General features: G+C 70.3%; 16 protein-coding genes and 1 pseudogene. 9 read left to right on the top strand and 8 right to left on the bottom strand.

The window, feature by feature from the left end:
- Positions 1-205 precede the first annotated feature (205 nt).
- From C503_RS41470 to pheS, 4 genes are all read right to left on the bottom strand, one after another.
- On the bottom strand, positions 206-1,504 hold the full coding sequence (locus tag C503_RS41470; RefSeq protein WP_169514630.1) for an Rv3212 family protein: 1,299 nt from the start codon (positions 1,502-1,504) through the stop codon (positions 206-208).
- A gap of 39 nt (positions 1,505-1,543) precedes the next feature.
- Positions 1,544-2,074 carry a MauE/DoxX family redox-associated membrane protein gene (locus C503_RS41465; protein ID WP_156893637.1) on the bottom strand — a complete coding sequence of 177 codons (531 nt, stop codon included), beginning with the start codon at positions 2,072-2,074 and terminating at the stop codon, positions 1,544-1,546.
- 544 nt (positions 2,075-2,618) lie between these two features.
- Positions 2,619-5,132, bottom strand: coding sequence for a phenylalanine--tRNA ligase subunit beta (pheT, locus tag C503_RS0130815; RefSeq protein WP_018686087.1), 2,514 nt, complete (start codon positions 5,130-5,132; stop codon positions 2,619-2,621).
- Positions 5,132-6,199: a phenylalanine--tRNA ligase subunit alpha gene (pheS, locus tag C503_RS0130810; protein WP_018686086.1), complete on the bottom strand. Its 1,068-nt coding sequence runs from the start codon at positions 6,197-6,199 to the stop codon at positions 5,132-5,134. Before pheS ends, pheT begins: the two co-directional genes overlap by 1 nt.
- A gap of 301 nt (positions 6,200-6,500) precedes the next feature.
- On the opposite strand from pheS, the gene C503_RS0130805 reads away from it, so the two are divergent.
- Positions 6,501-8,324 (top strand): HSP90 family protein, encoded by a 1,824-nt coding sequence (locus C503_RS0130805; protein ID WP_026316871.1) that lies wholly within the window; start codon positions 6,501-6,503, stop codon positions 8,322-8,324.
- A gap of 13 nt (positions 8,325-8,337) precedes the next feature.
- Positions 8,338-11,187 (top strand): hypothetical protein, encoded by a 2,850-nt coding sequence (locus C503_RS0130800; RefSeq protein ID WP_018686084.1) that lies wholly within the window; start codon positions 8,338-8,340, stop codon positions 11,185-11,187.
- On the opposite strand, the gene C503_RS0130795 is transcribed toward C503_RS0130800, so the two are convergent.
- The gene (locus C503_RS0130795) at positions 11,188-11,859 is read right to left on the bottom strand and encodes an SDR family NAD(P)-dependent oxidoreductase (RefSeq protein ID WP_018686083.1); all 672 of its coding nucleotides are present in this window, start codon (positions 11,857-11,859) and stop codon (positions 11,188-11,190) included.
- A gap of 74 nt (positions 11,860-11,933) precedes the next feature.
- Between C503_RS0130795 and C503_RS0130790 the strand changes: the two genes are divergently transcribed.
- Entirely contained in the window at positions 11,934-12,542 is a 609-nt protein-coding gene (locus C503_RS0130790) for a TetR/AcrR family transcriptional regulator (protein ID WP_033401232.1), read from the top strand.
- 266 nt (positions 12,543-12,808) lie between these two features.
- On the opposite strand, the gene C503_RS0130785 is transcribed toward C503_RS0130790, so the two are convergent.
- Positions 12,809-13,183 carry a DUF1844 domain-containing protein gene (locus C503_RS0130785; RefSeq protein WP_018686081.1) on the bottom strand — a complete coding sequence of 125 codons (375 nt, stop codon included), beginning with the start codon at positions 13,181-13,183 and terminating at the stop codon, positions 12,809-12,811.
- Positions 13,184-13,526: 343 nt separating this feature from the next.
- On the opposite strand from C503_RS0130785, the gene infC reads away from it, so the two are divergent.
- The 6 genes and pseudogenes from infC to C503_RS48195 all read left to right on the top strand — a co-directional run.
- A complete protein-coding gene (gene infC, locus C503_RS0130780; RefSeq protein ID WP_425393542.1) occupies positions 13,527-14,075 on the top strand; it encodes a translation initiation factor IF-3 in 549 nt (182 codons plus the stop codon).
- Positions 14,076-14,159: 84 nt separating this feature from the next.
- Complete coding sequence (rpmI, locus tag C503_RS0130775) at positions 14,160-14,354, top strand: 50S ribosomal protein L35 (protein ID WP_018686079.1); 195 nt, start codon at positions 14,160-14,162, stop codon at positions 14,352-14,354.
- A gap of 70 nt (positions 14,355-14,424) precedes the next feature.
- Positions 14,425-14,802, top strand: coding sequence for a 50S ribosomal protein L20 (gene rplT, locus C503_RS0130770; RefSeq protein WP_018686078.1), 378 nt, complete (start codon positions 14,425-14,427; stop codon positions 14,800-14,802).
- Entirely contained in the window at positions 14,799-15,623 is an 825-nt protein-coding gene (locus C503_RS0130765; RefSeq protein ID WP_026316870.1) for a TrmH family RNA methyltransferase, read from the top strand. The genes rplT and C503_RS0130765 overlap by 4 nt, the downstream gene beginning before the upstream one ends.
- A 149-nt stretch (positions 15,624-15,772) precedes the next feature.
- The gene (locus C503_RS48970) at positions 15,773-15,907 is read left to right on the top strand and encodes a helix-turn-helix domain-containing protein (RefSeq protein WP_425393541.1); all 135 of its coding nucleotides are present in this window, start codon (positions 15,773-15,775) and stop codon (positions 15,905-15,907) included.
- A gap of 52 nt (positions 15,908-15,959) precedes the next feature.
- Positions 15,960-16,340, top strand: a pseudogene (locus C503_RS48195) (transposase); the annotation flags it as partial.
- 489 nt (positions 16,341-16,829) lie between these two features.
- On the opposite strand, the gene C503_RS45120 reads toward C503_RS48195, so the two are convergent.
- Together C503_RS45120 and C503_RS48185 are read right to left on the bottom strand one after the other, a co-directional pair.
- Positions 16,830-17,222: a Hint domain-containing protein gene (locus C503_RS45120; protein ID WP_169514629.1), complete on the bottom strand. Its 393-nt coding sequence runs from the start codon at positions 17,220-17,222 to the stop codon at positions 16,830-16,832.
- A gap of 258 nt (positions 17,223-17,480) precedes the next feature.
- A complete protein-coding gene (locus C503_RS48185) occupies positions 17,481-17,792 on the bottom strand; it encodes an RHS repeat-associated core domain-containing protein (protein WP_245572625.1) in 312 nt (103 codons plus the stop codon).
- Between the last annotated feature and the right edge of the window lie 332 nt (positions 17,793-18,124).

Here is an 18,124-nt window from a genome sequence, read left to right as displayed (position 1 = left end):
GGCCGGTCTTTGCGAACGCGAAACGGATCCCCGGGGCCAACGGCGGAATCGACCAGGAATCACTCGGCAGGCACCGACGATCGTCGTGGCCCGTTCGTGGCTCCGTCGACTGTGGATCGAGAAGGGCCGCACCCCCGGTCACGAACGGGGCGAAAGTCCCCCGGTCGGGTGGAAAGTCGTGAGTGGATCTTTCCAGGACCGGGATTCAGCGCAGCGCGACCAGGGTGGGGCCGCGCTGTTCGAGCACGATCGGCCCGAGCGCGGACAACGCCACCGGCCCGGTGTAGTCGCCGCGGTCGACCGGGACCCGCGCGAGGGTGGCCCCGGAGGCCGGGTCGAACACCGCCAGCTCACCCGGCCGGGGCAGCAGCAGCCTGCCCGCGAACACGGTGCCCGCGCCGAGCGTGCCGTCCACACTCCACAGTGGACGAAGATCCTGGGTGCCGAGGGCGACCGTGCGGCCGCCGGTGAACCAGTAGACCGCGTCGTTGCCGAGATAGCTGCGCTCGGCGCGGCCGGGCGGGTCGGTCCGCAGCTCCTCGTCGGGCACCGGCAGCGGGTACTGCCCCAGCTGCTGCCCGTCCTCGCCGAACACCACCAGCCGCGCCGGACCCGGCACGGCGACCGCGACCAGTCGCTCGGTCACCGCGACGACCCGGGCACCCGGCCCGACATGCACGCTGAACACCTCGTCGACCTCGTCCGGGTCCTTGCCGTCGGGCACCTGCGCCCGGTAGAGGGTGATCCGGTCGTCGGTCTCCCCCGGGCACCGCTCGATCACACCGATCTTGCCGGTGTCGACCGCGACCGACCCGTACGTGCAGCCGTGGCGGAGGCCGGCGCGGTAGTTCTGCGGGGCGGGCTTGGTGCCGTAGTAGGAGGAATACACCAGGTCGGAACGCCAGGTGGTGAGCAGCCGCTGGCCGGTGGTGGTCATGTACGACCCGTCGGTGAGCAGCTCGGTCCCGATCTCGGCGTCGGAGTCGCGGCTGTACTTGCGCTCGCCGGTGGCCCCTTCCAGCCCGGTGATCTCACTGCACCCACCCGCCGAGTTGGGGTCGCTCGACGGCAGCAGCCGCCCGTCGGTCCGGTAGGCGGCGATCACGGTCCCCGGGATCTCGCCCCGGTTCGGCGTGTCCCGGGTGTAGGTCGCGACGGTGCACAGCGGCTCGGGCCGGGTGTAGCGCCACCGCACGTCCCCGGTGATCGGATCACGCCCGACCACCTCACCACCGTTCCCGGTCACCACGGTCGGCCCGGTCACCACCGGCCGCGACGTCGCCGCACTCTCGGCCCGCCACGTCTCGGCCAACGACGGCGGGAACTCCGCGGGCGGCGATGGCACGGCCGGGGTCCCGTCAGCCCGCTGCAGGGAGGCGGCCCGGAAGTCGCTCCCCGACCAGCAGACCACCGCGAACCCGACGACGAGCACCACGATCACCGCCGCGGCCACCCAGTCCCGCCGCCGGGTGAAAGTCCGCCGCCCGATCCGTGGCTCCGCCATCGCCATTCCCCTCCCTGCGAGCGCGCGCCAGCCTAGCGATCAGCGCCCGGCAGGCGTGTGAAGGCCCGACCCGAGGTCCAGCAGATCGTCGAACAACACCGCCACCGCACCCACCACGGTCGCCCCCGCCACCGCCACCAGCCCACTCTCGAACGAAACCCCACCCCCCGTGTCGACCACGACCGCCACCCCGGCGATCACCCCCAACGCCACATCCCGCACCGCATGCGCGTACCCAAGCGGCCGACTCCCCCCACCGAAACAAGCACACGGCGCCCGCACCCCCCGCCTGCGCGCACTCACCGCCAGCCCCGCGAACCCCAGCAACGCAACCCCCGCCACCCCGAGCCCCACCCGATGCGTCCCCGACACCCCCACGCCCACGGCGACGCACCCCTCCAGACCCAGGGTCCCGACGGCGACCGCCCGCGTCACGCGCCCAGGAACCACCCGCAGCGCCTCGATACTCACGACAAACGCCCGCCACCGCCGCCGAGACGCGACCTTGCCCACGACGGCGGCGGCGAACAACACCACCATCAGTGCCCGCGCGAACACCACAAACCCCATGTCCAGCACCGAACCACACGCGCCCGGCCCCCGGAAGATCACACCTGGTCCGCCCCCGGACGAATCCCCCCTCACCCACCAGACGCCCCCCGTCACCCACCGCCGCTGCGGAGGACCGACGAACCGGTAGGCGTTCTCGCGACGGGCGTTCTCGCGGTAGGCGTCGTCGTAGGGGGCGCAACCGTCGGACGGGCGTAGCCGTCGATGGGGCCGTCGGGCCCTGCCCGTCGCTCCCGACGTCCCTCGCACTCGGCACGGCACCGCTTCATCGGCACGGCACGGCTTCAGCCGTGCCTACCGCTCCCGTCCCCCATCCCCTCCAGCCGCAACGTCCAGTTCAGATCCGCCCCGCGCCCCGCGTCCCCCGCGCTCACGTTTGCTTTCCCTCGCGCTCGCACAACCTCAACTCGCAACGAACGACACGCCCGGGATCGTTCCCCATCCACAGGCCCCGATCGACTGAATCCCCGTACGACTCTCCGTAGCGAAAAGCAAAGGCCGGGCTGGAAACCAGCCCGGCCTCACCCACAGCACGTCACCCAACTCAGCTACGGAGCGCGGCCCCATGACGTTCGGTAGCCGCGGCCACCGCCGTGTCCCGTACGGCCGTCGCTTCCTCCACGGTCAGCGTCCGGTCAGGCGCACGGAACCGCAGCGAATAAGCCAATGACCGCTTGCCCTCCCCGACCTGTTCCCCCGTGAACACGTCGAACAGGCTCAAGTCCTCCAGCAGCTCCCCACCCCCCTCACGAAGCGCGAGAGTCAGCTCCGCGGCAGGCACGTCCGCATCCACGACCAACGCCACATCCAGCAGCACCGGCGGGTAAGGCGACACCTGCGGCACCGGCTTCCGATCGACCAACGGCAACAGGTCCAGGTCGATCTCCATCGCGCAGGTCCGCTTCGGCAGCCCCAACGCCTCCACGACCTTCGGGTGCAGCTCCCCCGCGTGCCCCACCGGGAACCCGCCCACGCTCAACCGCGCGCAACGCCCCGGATGCCAGGGTGCCAACGCATCGGCGGTCACCGTCAGAGTGACCCCCGCCGCCTCGGCGACCACCCGGGCCGCCTGCACAGCGTCAGCCCACCCGGCAGGCTCCCCCGCACCCCACCACCCGGCACGCTGACGGTTGCCCGCCAACACCACCGCGGCGTGCGTCGGCTGCGCGGGCAGAGCCGCGTCGAGCGAGGCCACCTCGGCGTCCGATGGCCGAGAAGCCACCGCGACCTCGGGCATCGGCACAGCACCGGTGCGCGGCAGCACGACCTGTCCGATGTGGAACAACGACAGGTCCCGCGCCCCTCGGGACACGTTGCGCACCAACGTATCCAGCAGACCGGGCAGCAACGTGGTCGCCAGCTCCGACCGCTCGGCCTCCAGCGGGTTCAGCACCCGCACGGTCTTCCGTCGCACGTCGTCCGCGGCGAGTCCGAACGCGTCCCACACCGTCGGCGGGATGAACGGGAACGGCAGCACCTCGACATATCCGTGCTCCGCCAACGACCGCGACACCGCGCGGCGGCGACGCTGCGCCGACGACAGCCCACGACCGGCCGGTGCGGGCGGCAGCACCGACGGGACCGTGTCGTACCCCTGCAGCCGCAGCACCTCCTCCACCAGGTCCGCGGGCTGGACCAGGTCCGCGCGCCAGGTGGGCGGGAACGCGGTCACGACCGGCGTCCCGTCCTCGGCCGCGCCGACCTCGACCCGGCAGCCGATCTTCTGCAGCCGGGACGCGGTGACGCCGCGCGCGTACCGGGCGCCCGCGACGCGGTCCGGCAGGTCCATCGCCATCACGACCGGGTCGGGCGCGACCGGGTTGCCCTCGTCCGTGCGGCCGGGCTGGATGCGGCCCTCGCCGTAGTCGCGCAGCATCCGCGCGGCGCGCTCCAGCGCCACCGGCGGCAGCGCCGGGTCCACGACCCGCTCGTACCGACGCGAGGCCTCGCTGGGCAGCTTGTGCCTGCGCACCGCGCGGGCGATCGAGGCCGGGTTCCAGATGGCGGCCTCAAGCACGATGTCCGTGCTGTCCGGCCGTACCTCCGTGCTCGCCCCGCCCATCACGCCCGCCAGGCCGACCGGGCCGGACTCGTCGCACACCACGACGTCGTCCGGGTCCAGCACGCGCTCGACGTCGTCGAGGGTGACGAGCTTCTCCCCGGCGCGCGCGCGGCGCACGGTCAGGCCGCCGCGCAGGCGGGAGGTGTCGTAGGCGTGCATGGGCTGGCCGAGTTCGAGCATCACGTAGTTGGTGATGTCGACGGCCAGCGAGATCGAGCGGATGCCCGCGAGCATCAGCGTGCGGCGGATGTGCCACGGCGTCGGCGCGGTCGGGTCGACGCCGGTCACCCGGCGGACCGCGAAGCGGGTGCACGCGGTCGGGTCCTCGATGGTCACCGGCACCGAGCGGCCGTCGGCGCCGGGCACCTCGATGGCGGCCGGGTCGATGTAGCCGAGGTTGAGCGCGCAGGCCAGCTCGCGGGCCAGGCCGCGCTGGGAGAAGCAGTAGCCGCGGTCGGGGGTGATGGACAGCTCGATCACCGCGTCGTCCAGGCCGAGCAGCGAGATCGCGTCGTCACCGGGGGCAACGTCGTCGTCCGAGGGCAGCACCAGGATGCCGGAGTGGTCGCCGCCAAGGCCCAGCTCGTCGGCCGCGCAGATCATGCCGTTGCTGACCCGGCCGTAGGTCTTGCGCGCCGCGATGGTGAAGTCGCCGGGCAGCACCGCGCCCGGCATCGCCACCACGACCAGGTCGCCCTCGACGAAGTTGGTCGCCCCGCAGACGACCTGCGTGGTGGCCGGGTTCTCGTCGTCGGCATCCTCCGGGTCGCCGATCTCGACCGTGCAGAACCGGATCGGCTTCTTGAACTCGGTGAGCACCTCGATCTCGGCGACGCGGCCGACCACCACCGGACCGGTCACCGGGCCGAGCGGGCTGACCTCCTCGACCTCCAGGCCGACCCGCACGAACGCGTCCGCGATCTGGGTCGGCGTGAGGTCCCGCAGGTCCTCGGTGAGCTCAAGCTGCTGGACGAGCCAGCTGACGGGGATCCGCACTACGCCTCCGTGCCGAAGGGAAGGGTGAACCGGACGTCGCCCTCGACCATGTCGCGCATGTCCGGGATCCCGTTGCGGAACTGCAGGGTCCGCTCCAGGCCCATGCCGAAGGCGAACCCGGAGTACACGTCGGGGTCGACGCCGCAGGCGCGCAGCACGTTCGGGTGGACCATGCCGCAGCCGCCCCACTCGACCCAGCCCGCGCCGCCCTTCTTCTCCGCGAACCACACGTCCGGCTCGGCGGAGGGCTCGGTGAACGGGAAGAACGACGGGCGCAGCCGGATGCGGGCCTCGGCGCCGAACATGGCCTTGGCGAACGCGTCCAGGGTGCCCTTGAGGTGCGCCATGGTCAGGCCCTTGTCGATGGCCAGCCCTTCCACCTGATGGAACACCGGGGTGTGCGTGGCGTCCAGCTCGTCGGTGCGGAAGGTGCGCCCGGGGCACACCACGTACACCGGCAGGTCGCGCTCCAGCAGGGCGCGGATCTGCACCGGCGAGGTGTGCGTGCGCAGCACCTGGCCGGAGCCCTCCGGCGCGACGTAGAAGGTGTCCTGCATGGTGCGCGCGGGGTGGTCCTTCTGGAAGTTGAGCGCGTCGAAGTTGAACCACTCGGCTTCCAGCTCGGGGCCCTCGGCGACCTCGTAGCCCATGCCGACGAACACGTCGGCGATCCGCTCGGACAGCGTGGTCAGCGGGTGCCGGGCGCCGCGCGGCACCCGGTCCCAGGGCAGCGTGACGTCGACGCCCTCGTCGCGCAGCACGCGTTCGTCGCGCTCGACCTGCAGCTGCGCGCGGCGCTCGTCGAACGCGGCCTTGACCAGCGCCTGCACCTCGTTGACCCGCTTGCCCGCCTCCGCGCGCGCCTGCGGCGGCAGCGCGCCGATCTCCCGGCGGGCCAGCAGCAGCGGCGACTTGTCGCCGAGGTGGGCGGGCTTGACCGCGGCCAGCGCGTCGAGGTCGGCGGCGGAGGAGAACTCCTCGCGCGCCTTCTCGACCGCGGCCTGGAGGATGTCCGGCGCGAGCGCCGCGACCTCCTTGGGGTCGTACGAGTCGTTGGCTCCGGACATGGTGTGTGGACAGCTCCCCGGGGTCCGTTCGCGGACATGCGCGCACCCGGATGGCCGGGTGAGCAGGGTCGATCCTAGGTGATCGGCGCGCGGACCCGACACCGAGTTGCGCCCGGGGGCCGCGGCCCGCCGCCGGACGGTCGTTCCGCCGGGTGGCGGCGCGGGTTCGCGCGGCCGGGTGAAGCCGCCACCGGGCATCCGGGACGCCTGTACTGTGAGCTCGGCTCGGTCCGGCGCCCCCGGCGCGGCCGTTCCCGCCCGACGTGCCCGATACCAGCCTATCCAGCCTATGAGGTCGAACTTGGCTCAGACATTCGGCGTCAACCTTCGCGGCGTCATCGACCTGCTGAGCCACCACCTCTACAGCAGCCCCCGGGTCTACGTGCGGGAGCTGTTGCAGAACGCGGTGGACGCGGTGACCGCGCGGCGGCTGTTCGCCGAGGCGGACGGGCAGGCCGGGGAGCGGGTGCCCGCGCGGATCACGCTGGAGTGCCCGGAGCACACCGGCGACGGCACGCTACGGGTCCGCGACACCGGGATCGGCCTGGCCGAGGCCGAGGTGCACACGCTGCTGTCCACCCTGGGCGGCACGTCCAAACGAGACGAGCTTGGCTTCGCCCGGCGGGATTTCCTCGGCCAGTTCGGCGTGGGCCTGCTGTCCTGTTTCCTGGTGGCCGACGAGGTGCGGCTGGTCAGCCGGTCGGCCAGGGGCGGGCCCGCGGTGCGCTGGACCGGCCGCGCGGACGGCACCTACACGGTGGAGGTCGACGACTCGGCGCAGGACGAGGTCGGCACCACGCTCACGCTGGTGCCGCGCGCGGACGGCGCGCACTGGACCGAGTACGACACGGTGGCGCCGCTGGCCGCGGAATACGGCTCGCTGCTGCCCTACGAGGTGCGCGTGGTCGGCGCGGCGGGCCCGGCGGTGATCACCGCGGCCGAGCTGCCGTGGACGCGCGCCGCGGTGGAGACCACGGCCGGGTACCGGGAGCGGCTGGCCGGGTACTGCCGCGAGGTGTTCGGGTTCGCCCCGTTCGACTCGGTGCCGCTGGAGTTCGGCGCGGTGGGATTGAGCGGGGTGGCGTTCATCCTGCCCGCCGGCGCGCACCCGGGGGCCAAGCAGGCGCACCGGGTGTATCTCAAACGGTTGTTGGTGGGCACCTCGATCGAGGGGCTCCTCCCCGACTGGGCGTACTTCGTGCGCTGTGTCGTGGACACCTCCTCGCTGCGGCCGACCGCCAGCCGGGAGGCGCTCTACGAGGACGAGACGCTGCTGGCGGTGCGCGACGCGCTGGGCGAGCGGCTGCGCGACTGGCTGGTGCGGCTGGCCGCGGCCGAGCCGGACCGGGCGGGCGCGCTGCTGGCCGCGCACCACATGGGCATCAAGTCGCTGGCCTTGGTCGACGACGAGCTGCTCGGCCTGGCCGAGCGCTGGCTGCCGTACGAGACGACGCGCGGGGTGATGCCGCTGCGCCAGTTCCGCCGCAGCCACCCGACCGTGCTGTTCACCCCGGACGTGGACGAGTTCCGCCAGCTGGCCCCGGTGGCCGCGGCGCAGGACATCGGTCTGGTCAACGCGGGCTACGCCTACGACACGGACCTGCTGCGCAGGCTGGGCGAGCGGGACGGCCCGAGCACCGCGCGCCGGGTGGAGCCGCGCGAGCTGCTGGCCGCGCTCGGCCGCCCGGACGAGGCGACCGCCGCCGCGCACGCGCGCGCCCTGGCCGCGGCGGGCAGGGTGCTGGCCGAGCACGACTGCGAGGCGACGCTGCGCGAGTTCGACCCGATGTCGCTGCCCGCGCTGCTGATCGCGGACGCGGACGGGGCGCGCAGGCAGGACGCGGCCGCGGCCCGCGCCGAGGCCGCCGCCGATCCACTGTGGAGCGACCTGCTCGGGCTGCTGGCCGACGACGGCTCGGGCGCCGCGCAGCGGTTGGTGCTCAACACGCGCAACCCGCTGGTGGCGCGGCTGGCCGAGGTCGACGACGCCGCGCTGCTGGAGTCGGCGGTACGCGCGCTCTACGTGAACGCCCTGCTGCAGTCGCACCGGCCACTGCGGCCCAGGGACACCGCCGCCCTCACCGGGTCCTTCCTGGACCTGCTCGACCGCGCCATCGGGCGCTGACCGGAGGAGACCCTTGTCCGCCGCGGACGACCAGCACCCCGCGCCCCTGCCGGGCGAGGACGAGCCGCACGAGCGGCTGACCCGGATCATCGCCGAGGCCGACGACCTGCCCGCGGGCGGCGCCAAGTGCGAGGCGCTGGAGCGCGCGGTGCGCGGCGCGGACGCGGCCGGGTTGACCGATCTCGGCGTGGCCGGGCGGTTGATCCTGGTCAACGCCTACCGCGAGGTGCGCCGCTACGACCTGATGCTGACCCCGTTCGCGTGGCTGCGCGCGACCGAGCAGCGGCACCCGGAGGCGTTCGACGACTGGGCGGTGCACCAGTTCACCTGGATGCACAAGTGGCTGCCGACCGGGTTGCTCGGCGACCCGCGGTTCAGCCTGGCGCAGATCACCGCGCTGGTGGACCAACTGGAGGAGCGCTACCGGTTGTACGGCTACTCGCCGCACCCGGTGCACGACAAGCGGCGCGCGCTGGCGCACCACGTCGGCGACACGGCCGCGGCGGACGCGTACTTCTCGGCGTGGCGCGCGGCCGAGCCGGACGAGATGAGCGACTGCGCGGCGTGCGTGGTGGACAGCCAGGTCGGCTACTTCGTCTCGCGCGGGCGGCACGACGAGGCGATCGCGGTGGGCATGCCGGTGCTGGAGGAGCCGTCGGACTGCGCGGAGCAGCCGCACGGCGTGTTGACGTCGTTGATCCAGGCCTATCTGGCGACCGGGCAGCTGGAGGAGGCCGCGCGGGCGCACCTGATCGCGTACCGGATCGTGCGCGGCACGCCGCAGAGTCGTTCCGCGCTGCACCGGCACCTGCGGTTCTGCGCGGTGACCGACAATGCCGCGCGCGGTGTGGACATCCTGCGCGACAACCTGGACGTGCTGACCGACGCGCCCAGCCCGCACGTGCTGCAGGAGTTCGCCGCCGCGTCGGCGCTGGTTCTGGGTCGGGTGCCGGACCGCGCCGAGCACGAGTTCGCCGTCGGCGAACGGGTTTTCGACGGCGAGGCCTTGCGCGCGCACTGCGAGACCATCGCGCGGGAGACCGCGGCCGCGTTCGACCGCCGCAACGGCACGGACGCGGTCAGCAAGCGCGTCGCCCGCACGCTGTCCCTGCCCGAGATCGGGCCGGTCGTGGTCGCGGTGCCGACCACCGCGACGCCGAGCGGTCCGGCGCGCCCGTCCCATGGCCCGGTGATCCCGCCGGTCGAGGTGGCCGACCCGGTGGCGGCCGCGAACGCGGTGTGCGCCGCCTTCGAGTCCGGCGAGGTGCTCGCGGGCGCCCGCCTGCTCGCCGCCCTGCCGTCCACTGTGGACGACCGGCTGCCCGCGCTGCTGGCCGCCCGCACGGCGGTGTGGCGGCTGCGCACGCACGGCCCGCGCAGCCGCCCGCGCGACCACGTGGACGCCCTGCTCGCCCTGCTCGAACCGCTGGCGGACAACGACGCCGCGCTGGCCCACCTGCACACCGAGATCGCCGACGCGCTCCAGGTCGCCGACGAGCCGGACGCCGCCGCCGAGCACGCCCGCACCGCACTCGCCATCGCCGAACGCGCGGGCCTGCCCGCCCGGATCGTCGCCGCGCACCTGGCGTTGGGCAAGATCCTGCTCACCGCTGGCGACCTCACCGCCGCCGTCGAGGCGGTCAACGAGGCCGAGCGCGTGGTCCGCGAGCACCTCCCGCACCGACTCGGCGGGGTGACCAACGCCCGCGCGATCACCCTGGCCGCCGCAGGCGAGCTGAACGCCGCGCTGGCCGTGCTGGCCCCGGTGCTGGAGGGCACCTGGCCGGAGCTGGACCGGGTGGCGATCTGGAACAACCAGGCCCAGCTGCTCAACACCCTCAACCAGCCCTGGCCCACCGTCGCCGCCGCCCTGGACCGCGCGCGGGCGCTGACCGAGGGCACCCCCGGCCCGTGGCACGCCGACGTCCTGCTGCGCTACACGGCCGCCGCCGAACGCGCGGGCGTCATCGACGAACACCTGCCGCTGGCGCTGGACGCGGTCACGGCCGCCCGCGCCCACCTGTACCCGGTGGCGGTGGCCCGGTCCTGCCTGCACCTGGCGGCGGGCTACCTGGCGTCCGGCCGGGCCCTTGAGGCGGCGGAGACCCTGGAGGAGGCGCTGCGGCTGGTCCCGGCGGACCGGCTCGACCTGGCCCGCGACATCCAGTACCGCTTGGCCGTGGCCTGCTGCCACATCGACGAGCACGAGGCCGCCACCCGGCACTTCTCGGCGGTCCTGGCCACGACCGCGGACAGCGAACAGGCCTTCCGCGCGCACACCTACTACCAGCTCGGCGACTGCCACCTGCACGACGACGACAACACCGCCGCCGCCCCGGCCTTCCGCGCCTCGGCCGACCTGTGGCGCGCCCTGGACCGCCCGATCCCGGCCAGCGAGGCCCTGGTCCGGCTGGCCCAGGCCACCGGCCTGCCCGACCTGCCAACGGGCCTGGTCTGCCTGGACGAGGCGACCGCCCTGGTCGCCGACGACTCCGACGACGCGCTCGCCCAGCGCGCCAACATCACCAGCTTCCGCGCCGCCCTGCTGGCCCAGCACGGCCACTACCCGGAGGCGCTGGCCGCCAACCACGACGCCGAGACCCTCGCCGTCCGCCTCGGCGACATCGACGGCCACGCCTTCCTGGCCCGCCGCGCCGCCCTCATCTACCTGGACCTGGACGACCCGACCACCGCCGAGGCGCACATCCGCCGCGCCGCCGCCCTCATCACCGACGACACCGACCCGGGCATCATCGGCGGCGTCCTCGGCGTGCTGGCCCGAATCCTGGAGGAACAGGGCAAACAGGCGGACACCGACCCCGTGGTCCGCGCCCTCACCGACCGCCTGGAGAACGAGGACTGATCACCACGGCACGGTCTCCCCGTGCCGGTCCAGGAACCGCAGCCCCGGCGACCCGGCCTGCTTCTCCAGCACGTCCACCACAGCCGTCATGCTCTCCTCCGGCTCCAACGGCGCGTCCGGCCCACCGAGCCGTGTCCTGTTGTGCCCGGGGTCGATGAGCAACTTGGTGTGCCCGTCGCCCGCGTGTCTGGTCGCGTAGCTGCGCATCAGCTGATTCAGCGCGGCCTTGCTCGCCTTGTACAGCTCGTACCCGCCCTCGGTGTTGAGCGAGACACTCCCCTGCTCGGACGACATGACCGCAACCGTCCCACCCGGCACGACAAGGTCCCGCAAGGCTTCCAACACCCGCAACGGACCTAACGCGTTGGTGACCATCACCTCGGTGAACATGTCGGTCGGCACCTGATCGATGGGCAGATCCCCCCGGTCGATCGCCGCATTCACGAACAACAAATCCAACGAACACCCCGCCAACCGCTCCCTCAGCGCCCCAACCTCCCCAACGTCATTCATCTCCAACGACTCGATGCTCATTCGCTCCCCCGCCCGCAACTCCCCACGCTCCTGCCGCACCGTGGCGATGACCCGCCAACCCCGCCGCACCAGCTCGTTCGCCAGCACCAGCCCCAACCCCCGCGAGGCCCCCACGACCAACGCACACCTGTCCGCCATGCCCGCTCCTTGCTTAGACGAGACGTTGCGTCTAGACAATAGCACGCCCCCGACCGGCGGATATCGTGTCCACCATGCCCCGCCCCCGCTCCGGCAACCGCCGCGACGAGACCGCCCGCCAGTCCGTCCTGCACGCCGCCGACGACCTCCTCGTCGAGCACGGCTTCAGCGGCCTCACCATCGAGTCCATCGCCCGCCGGGCCGGAGTGGCGAAGCAGACGATCTACCGCTGGTGGCCGTCGAAGGTGGAGATCCTGCTCGACACATTGATCGAGGACACCGGGAAACGCCTCCCCGTCCCCACGGATAACCCCACAGCGGCCACGATCCGCACTTATCTAGGCGACTACGCTCGATTCCTCACCGAGGATCCGGCGGGCAAGGTTCTCCTGACCCTCATCGCCGAGTCCCAGCACAACCCCACCACGGCGGAAAGCTTCCACCAGCGCTACCTGATCCCCCGCCGCACCCAGGAACGCGCCATGCTCACCCAGACAACGGCCACCGGCGAGATATCCCCCAAGCTCCCCGACGAGGACACCCTGGACGCCCTGATCGGCCCGATCACCTATTGCGCCCTGACCGGCCGCCCTATCTCCGATCCGCTACTGAACGCGCTCTTCGAAGACCTACTCAACCCCACCTCAAGCAACGCCGGCCAGCCAAGGCAACCAGCCCTCTAAACAGGAACTTGATCCCACACCCCACAAACCCGACACCCCAACGCAGGACCGGCCAGCACCAGACGGCAGCCGGCCAGCGCGAAAAGCCACCCGATCAAGCCACAAGCGAGACTCGCGTCCCAGCGCAATGCCGCAGGCGAGAAGTCTCGAACGCAATGCCGCAGGCCCAGGTCGGCGCCACGTACAGGGTGCGTGGGCCAGCCGTGGACTTGCTGACGAACTCGCCCGGTTCGACCAGGACCGTTGACAAGGCGGGGCAGTGACCGTCAGTAGACCGGGCCGGTGTACTTCTCGCCGGGGCCCTGGCCCGGTTCGTCCGGGTAGGCCGAGGCCTCGCGGAAGGCCTTCTGCAACGACTGCAGCCCGTCGCGGATCGGGGCGGCGTGTGGGCCGAGGTACTCGACCGACGCGGTGACCAGGCCCGCGAGTGCGGTGATGAGGCGGCGGGCCTCGTCCAGGTCGCGGTGAGGGCTGGTGTCGGGGTCGGGGTCGGCGAAGCCGAGGCGTTCGGCGGCGGCGGACATGAGCATGACGGCGGCTCGGCTGATCACCTCCACGCTCGGAATGTCGCCCAGGTCTCGGGCGTTGTCCGGGAGGTCCTCGTTCGCGGCGGGACCGGGCTCGGCGGAAGCGTCGTTCACGGTCTGCTACCCTTGCATGCGCGACCAGCCCCCGTTAGCGCGGGGGCGGCAAAGTGGAGCCCCCGCTCCCACCCGAGATCACCGCGCAGGTGGCCGGGTCCGGTTGCCACGCCCTCGCCGGGCGACCATCCGGCGGGTGTCGTGGTGTCCCGACGTGTCGGGAATCGGTCGGAAGCGGGCCCCGTGTGCCATCAGGCAGCGGGGCTCGGTGCTGTTCATGGGGACCTCACCTGCCGCGCACGTCGCACGCAGGACGTGTGAAGCGTCCGCCCGTGGGGGCGGGCGGGGATCGCAACCGGACCAAGGAGGCCCCATCAGCACGGAGACACGCATCAACGACCGCATCCGCGTGCCGGAGGTCCGACTCGTCGGGCCCAACGGCGAGCAGGTGGGCATCGTCCGTATCGAGGACGCGCTCCGCCTGGCGCAGGAAGCGGATCTTGATCTCGTCGAGGTCGCACCCCAGGCCCGCCCGCCGGTCTGCAAGCTCATGGACTTCGGGAAGTTCAAGTACGAGAGCGCGCAGAAGGCCCGCGAGTCCCGGCGCAACCAGGTGCTCACCGTCATCAAGGAGCAGAAGCTCCGGCCGAAGATCGACTCCCACGATTACGAGACCAAGAAGCGCAATGTGGTGCGCTTCCTTGAGCACGGGAACAAGGTCAAGGTCACGATCATGTTCCGCGGCCGCGAGCAGTCCCGCCCCGAGCTGGGCTTCCGACTGCTCCAGCGGCTCGCCGAGGACGTGCAGGAGCTGGGCTTCGTGGAGTCCTCGGCCAAGCAGGACGGCCGCAACATGATCATGGTGCTGGCGCCGCACAAGAACGTGAAGCCCAAGCCGAAGCAGACCTCGGCGAACTCCGACGAACCGAGCGAAGGCTCCACCGAGGAGTGACCCGGGCCGGGACACCGGCCACACCCCCGAAGGTCGCCCGCGTGACCAGGTACGCGCGGGCGGCACGACGATGAGGATCGAACGATGCCGAAGATGAAGACCCACTCCGGGACCGCCAAGCGCGTGCGGATCACCGGCAAGGGCAAGCTGCGCCGCCAGCAGGCCGGTCTGCGGCACAAGCTGGAGAAGAAGCCCAGCACGCTGACCCGCAGGCTCGCGGGCACCGAGGAAGTCGCCAAGTCCGACGTGCGCCGTCTCAACCGGCTACTCGCCCGCTAGGCCTTCCCGCACCCCTTGACCAACCTGGGCGCGCGCCACCGCGCGTCCACCAGATCGACAGGACGGATCCGTGGCACGCGTCAAGCGGGCGGTCAACGCCCAAAAGAAGCGCCGCACGACCCTTGAGCTCGCCAGCGGCTACCGCGGCCAGCGCTCGCGGCTGTACCGCAAGGCCAAGGAGCAGGTGCTCCACTCGCTCAACTACGCCTACCGGGACCGTCGTGCCCGCAAGGGTGACTTCCGCAAGCTGTGGATCCAGCGGATCAACGCCGCGGCCCGGCAGAACGGCCTGAGCTACAACCGCTTCATCGAGGGCCTGCGGGTCGCCGGGGTCGACGTCGACCGCAAGATCCTCGCCGAGCTCGCCGTCAGCGACCCGACCGCGTTCACCGCGCTGGTCGACCTGGCCCGCGGCAACGCGGGCACGCAGGGCAAGGCCGCTTCCTGAGCACGCGCTTCCCACGACCCGGGGTCGATCCGTTCACCGAACGGACACCCCGGGTCGTTGCTGCTCGGGCCCTGGTGCGGCGGGCGGGACGGGAGAAGGCCGGACGGTTCCTGGCCGAGGGGGCGCAGGCGGTGCGGTCGGCGCTGGGGCACGGGGTCGTGCATGAGTTGTTCGTGACGGCCGCCGCGGCTTCGCGCAATGAGGACTTGCTGGAGGCGGCTTCGTCCGCCGGTGTGACGGTCTCGTTCGTGACGGAGAAGGCAGCGGCCGGACTGTCGGAAACCGTGACGCCGCAGGGGGTTGTGGCGGTGTGCTCGCTTGTGGACCGGCCGGTCGAGGCTGTGTTGTCGGGTGGGCCTTCGTTGGTGGCCGTGCTGGTGGGGGTGTCCGATCCCGGGAACGCGGGGACGGTGACGCGGGTGGCTGACGCGGCCGGGGCCGGGGCGGTGTTGTTCGCGGGGGAGACGGTGGATCCGCACAATGGGAAATGTGTGCGGGCGTCCACTGGGAGTGTTTTTCATGTGCCAGTGGGGCGGTCTCGGGATGTTTCCGCCGTATTCGCGGCATGTCGGGCGGCAGGGCTTCGGTTGGTTGCCGCGGATGGGTATGCGGAGCGGGATCTCGACGCCGTGATTGATGCCGGGGAGTTGGGGGCTCCTACGGCTTGGGTGTTCGGGAGTGAGGCGCATGGGTTGGATGCGTCTGTGTTGGACGCGGTGGATGATGTGGTGAAGGTGCCGTTGTATGGGGCGGCGGAGAGTTTGAATCTGGCTACTGCGGCTGCGGTGTGTTTGTACGCTAGTGCGCGGGCTTTGCGGTAGTTCTCTGGAACTTCTCGCCTTCGGCATCGCTGGGGGCATAAATCTCCCCGGTTGTAGACAACTCGCCGGAGAACCTTGACCTCAATGGGTCGATGCGCCGCCTGTGAGATGATCTCCGTGGGTTCATGAGTTGATCGGAGATTGTCTCGGTGGGGTGTCGTGTGGTGTTGGGTTCGGAAAAGCGGGAGACGATTTCGCGGGAATTATGCACGGGAAGATCGTTCCGGTGTATTGGCCGGTTGCTGGGTCGACATCATTCGGTGATCGCTCGCGAGGTCGCGTAACGGCGGCCGCGAGGAGTACCGCGCACGCAAGGCGGCGCGGCGGGCGCGCCAAACATGTCGCAGGCCGAAGGCCCGAAAATTGGAACGGGCCGGCAGATTGCGGGATTACGTGATGGCCGGCCTGGACGAGCGGTGGTCGCCGTGGCAGATCGCGACCAGGTTGAGGATTGACTTCCCGACGGACCCGGAGATGCGCGTGTCCCACGAGATGATCTATCAGACCCTGTTCGTTCGGGGAAAGGGCGAGTTGAGGGCGTTGATGTACAAGGCGTTGCGCTCCGGCCGGGCCAAACGCGTGTCCCCGTCACGGAAGACTTCCCGGCGGGACCCGCTGGTGGGCATGGTGAACATCAGCGAACGGCCAAAAGAGGCAGATGATCGCGCGGTCCCGGGCTTCTGGGAAGGCGACCTCATTCTCGGATCGTCCGTGTAAATCCCAGATTCTCACGCTGGTCGAACGGCAGACCCGTTTTGTCATGCTCATCCGCGTCCCGCACGACCGGTCGGCGGAGCGTGTCGCACTTCTGTTGGCCGAAAAGATGAAGACAACACCAACCGACTGCTACGCCAGTATTTTCCGAAGGGAACCGACCTGTCGGTCCATTCCCAGGCCCACCTCGACGCGGTCGCCCGTGAACTCAACGGCCGCCCTCGCGAGACCCTCGGCGGCTACAAACCCGTCGAGAAGATGAACGAACTCCTGCTTAGACACAGTGGCGCAATGACCATATGAGGTCAAGGACCTCCAGGATGGTTGTTCAATGCTGCTACTTTCGCATCAGCTTCCGCTATTTGCGCGTCGTCCCAGTCGTCCATGTATTTTAGTTTGAGCTCGGCGCAATTATGGACAAGAATTGAGTCGGAGCTTGCGACCACAAAGTAGACATGGTCGCAATAAATGGTAAGATTGTATGCCCGGGTGCTAGCTGTTCGATGTCGAATCTGCGAAATTGTGACCGGTTCGCCGCGCGTCGAGGACTCGCGTTCCCGGAAAAAGTTGACCTGCAGCAACCCAATGCCCACTTGTCGCGGACCAGAATGGGTGACCCTCCGTCGCGGTGAGGGTCGCACCACTGTCAATAGTAATGTCGACAAGTCTCTTGTTGCCCTCGCCGGTGATTACGGCGACTACCGCCTGGGGTCGCATCTCGCCGGACTGAGGATCGGTGGCCAATACCCGATCGCCCAATTGGACTTGCTCGATCGGCCGCGCATTACCGTCGGCAAGCAGTACCAACGTTCCAGGGATGAAACTGTTGCAATCAGCGGAAGCCAACCTACGTTCGACGTCTTCGACGCGGCGGAGGTCGGCCATGGCTCGGTCGCGGCGGCGGAGCCAGTCTTTGGCGCCGCGGATGGCGTCGATGATCTTGTCGACGATTTTGCCCGCTTCGAGAAACTTCGACCAGGGCAGCGCGGAGATGATCTCGACGCCGCAGTCCAACAGGTTGAAGTCCTTGATACAACTGTCGATGATGCCCTTGACGCCGATGATCTCCTGGCATGATCACAGGGAAGAACAGGCCCATGATGTAGGTCGTGGTCAAGAAAGTCGTGGCAGCGACCCGTTCAGCTACCGAGATGGTCTTCCAATAGAGACCGGACGGGTCGGAATTGGTGACGGCGAGTTGTTGGCGTAGGCGTAGCCGTTCATCTGCTGGGGGTCGTCGGTATCCAGCACCGGGTCGACCGAGGTGAACCTGCCTGTTGCCGGGTCGTACTGGCGGGCGCCGAGGTTGGTCAGGCCCGTGTCGTCCTTGGTGCCGCCGACGAAGCCTTTGTCGTCAGGCCAGGCCGAGGGGCACGAACACGCCTGCGGAAATGTGACCTTCCAAGGCTTGGTCCTCGGAGAGTCGAGAGTCCCAAGTGTCCTGGTCGGTGACACCGACAAACCACTCCGGCTGCCATAGCGCACACAACCCGCAGTCGGTCCTGACTACGTGTCGCACATCCAATTCGATTTGAACCATGGCTTAACTCCCACATGCGCGGATCGTCACACTGCATAACTTATCATCCGGCGAAAACATCGACCTTGGGACAGTGTCACGGCCCGAGTTGGGCGGAACAGCTTTGGCGCACAGGGGTGGTGCGTGAGACCCTCATCTCACGCACCACCCTCACATGATCCCGCCTTGAATTGCCGGCAGACTATAGAGGCCGATCCAACTACGGCTGCATGCTTACATTTCGAGCGGTTCGCGCTAGGGAAACGAT

Source organism: Actinokineospora enzanensis DSM 44649 (genome assembly GCF_000374445.1).
GTDB lineage: Bacteria > Actinomycetota > Actinomycetes > Mycobacteriales > Pseudonocardiaceae > Actinokineospora > Actinokineospora enzanensis.
The sequence above is the reverse complement of the archived record's forward strand: the minus strand, read 5'-3'. Positions and strand labels throughout refer to the sequence as shown.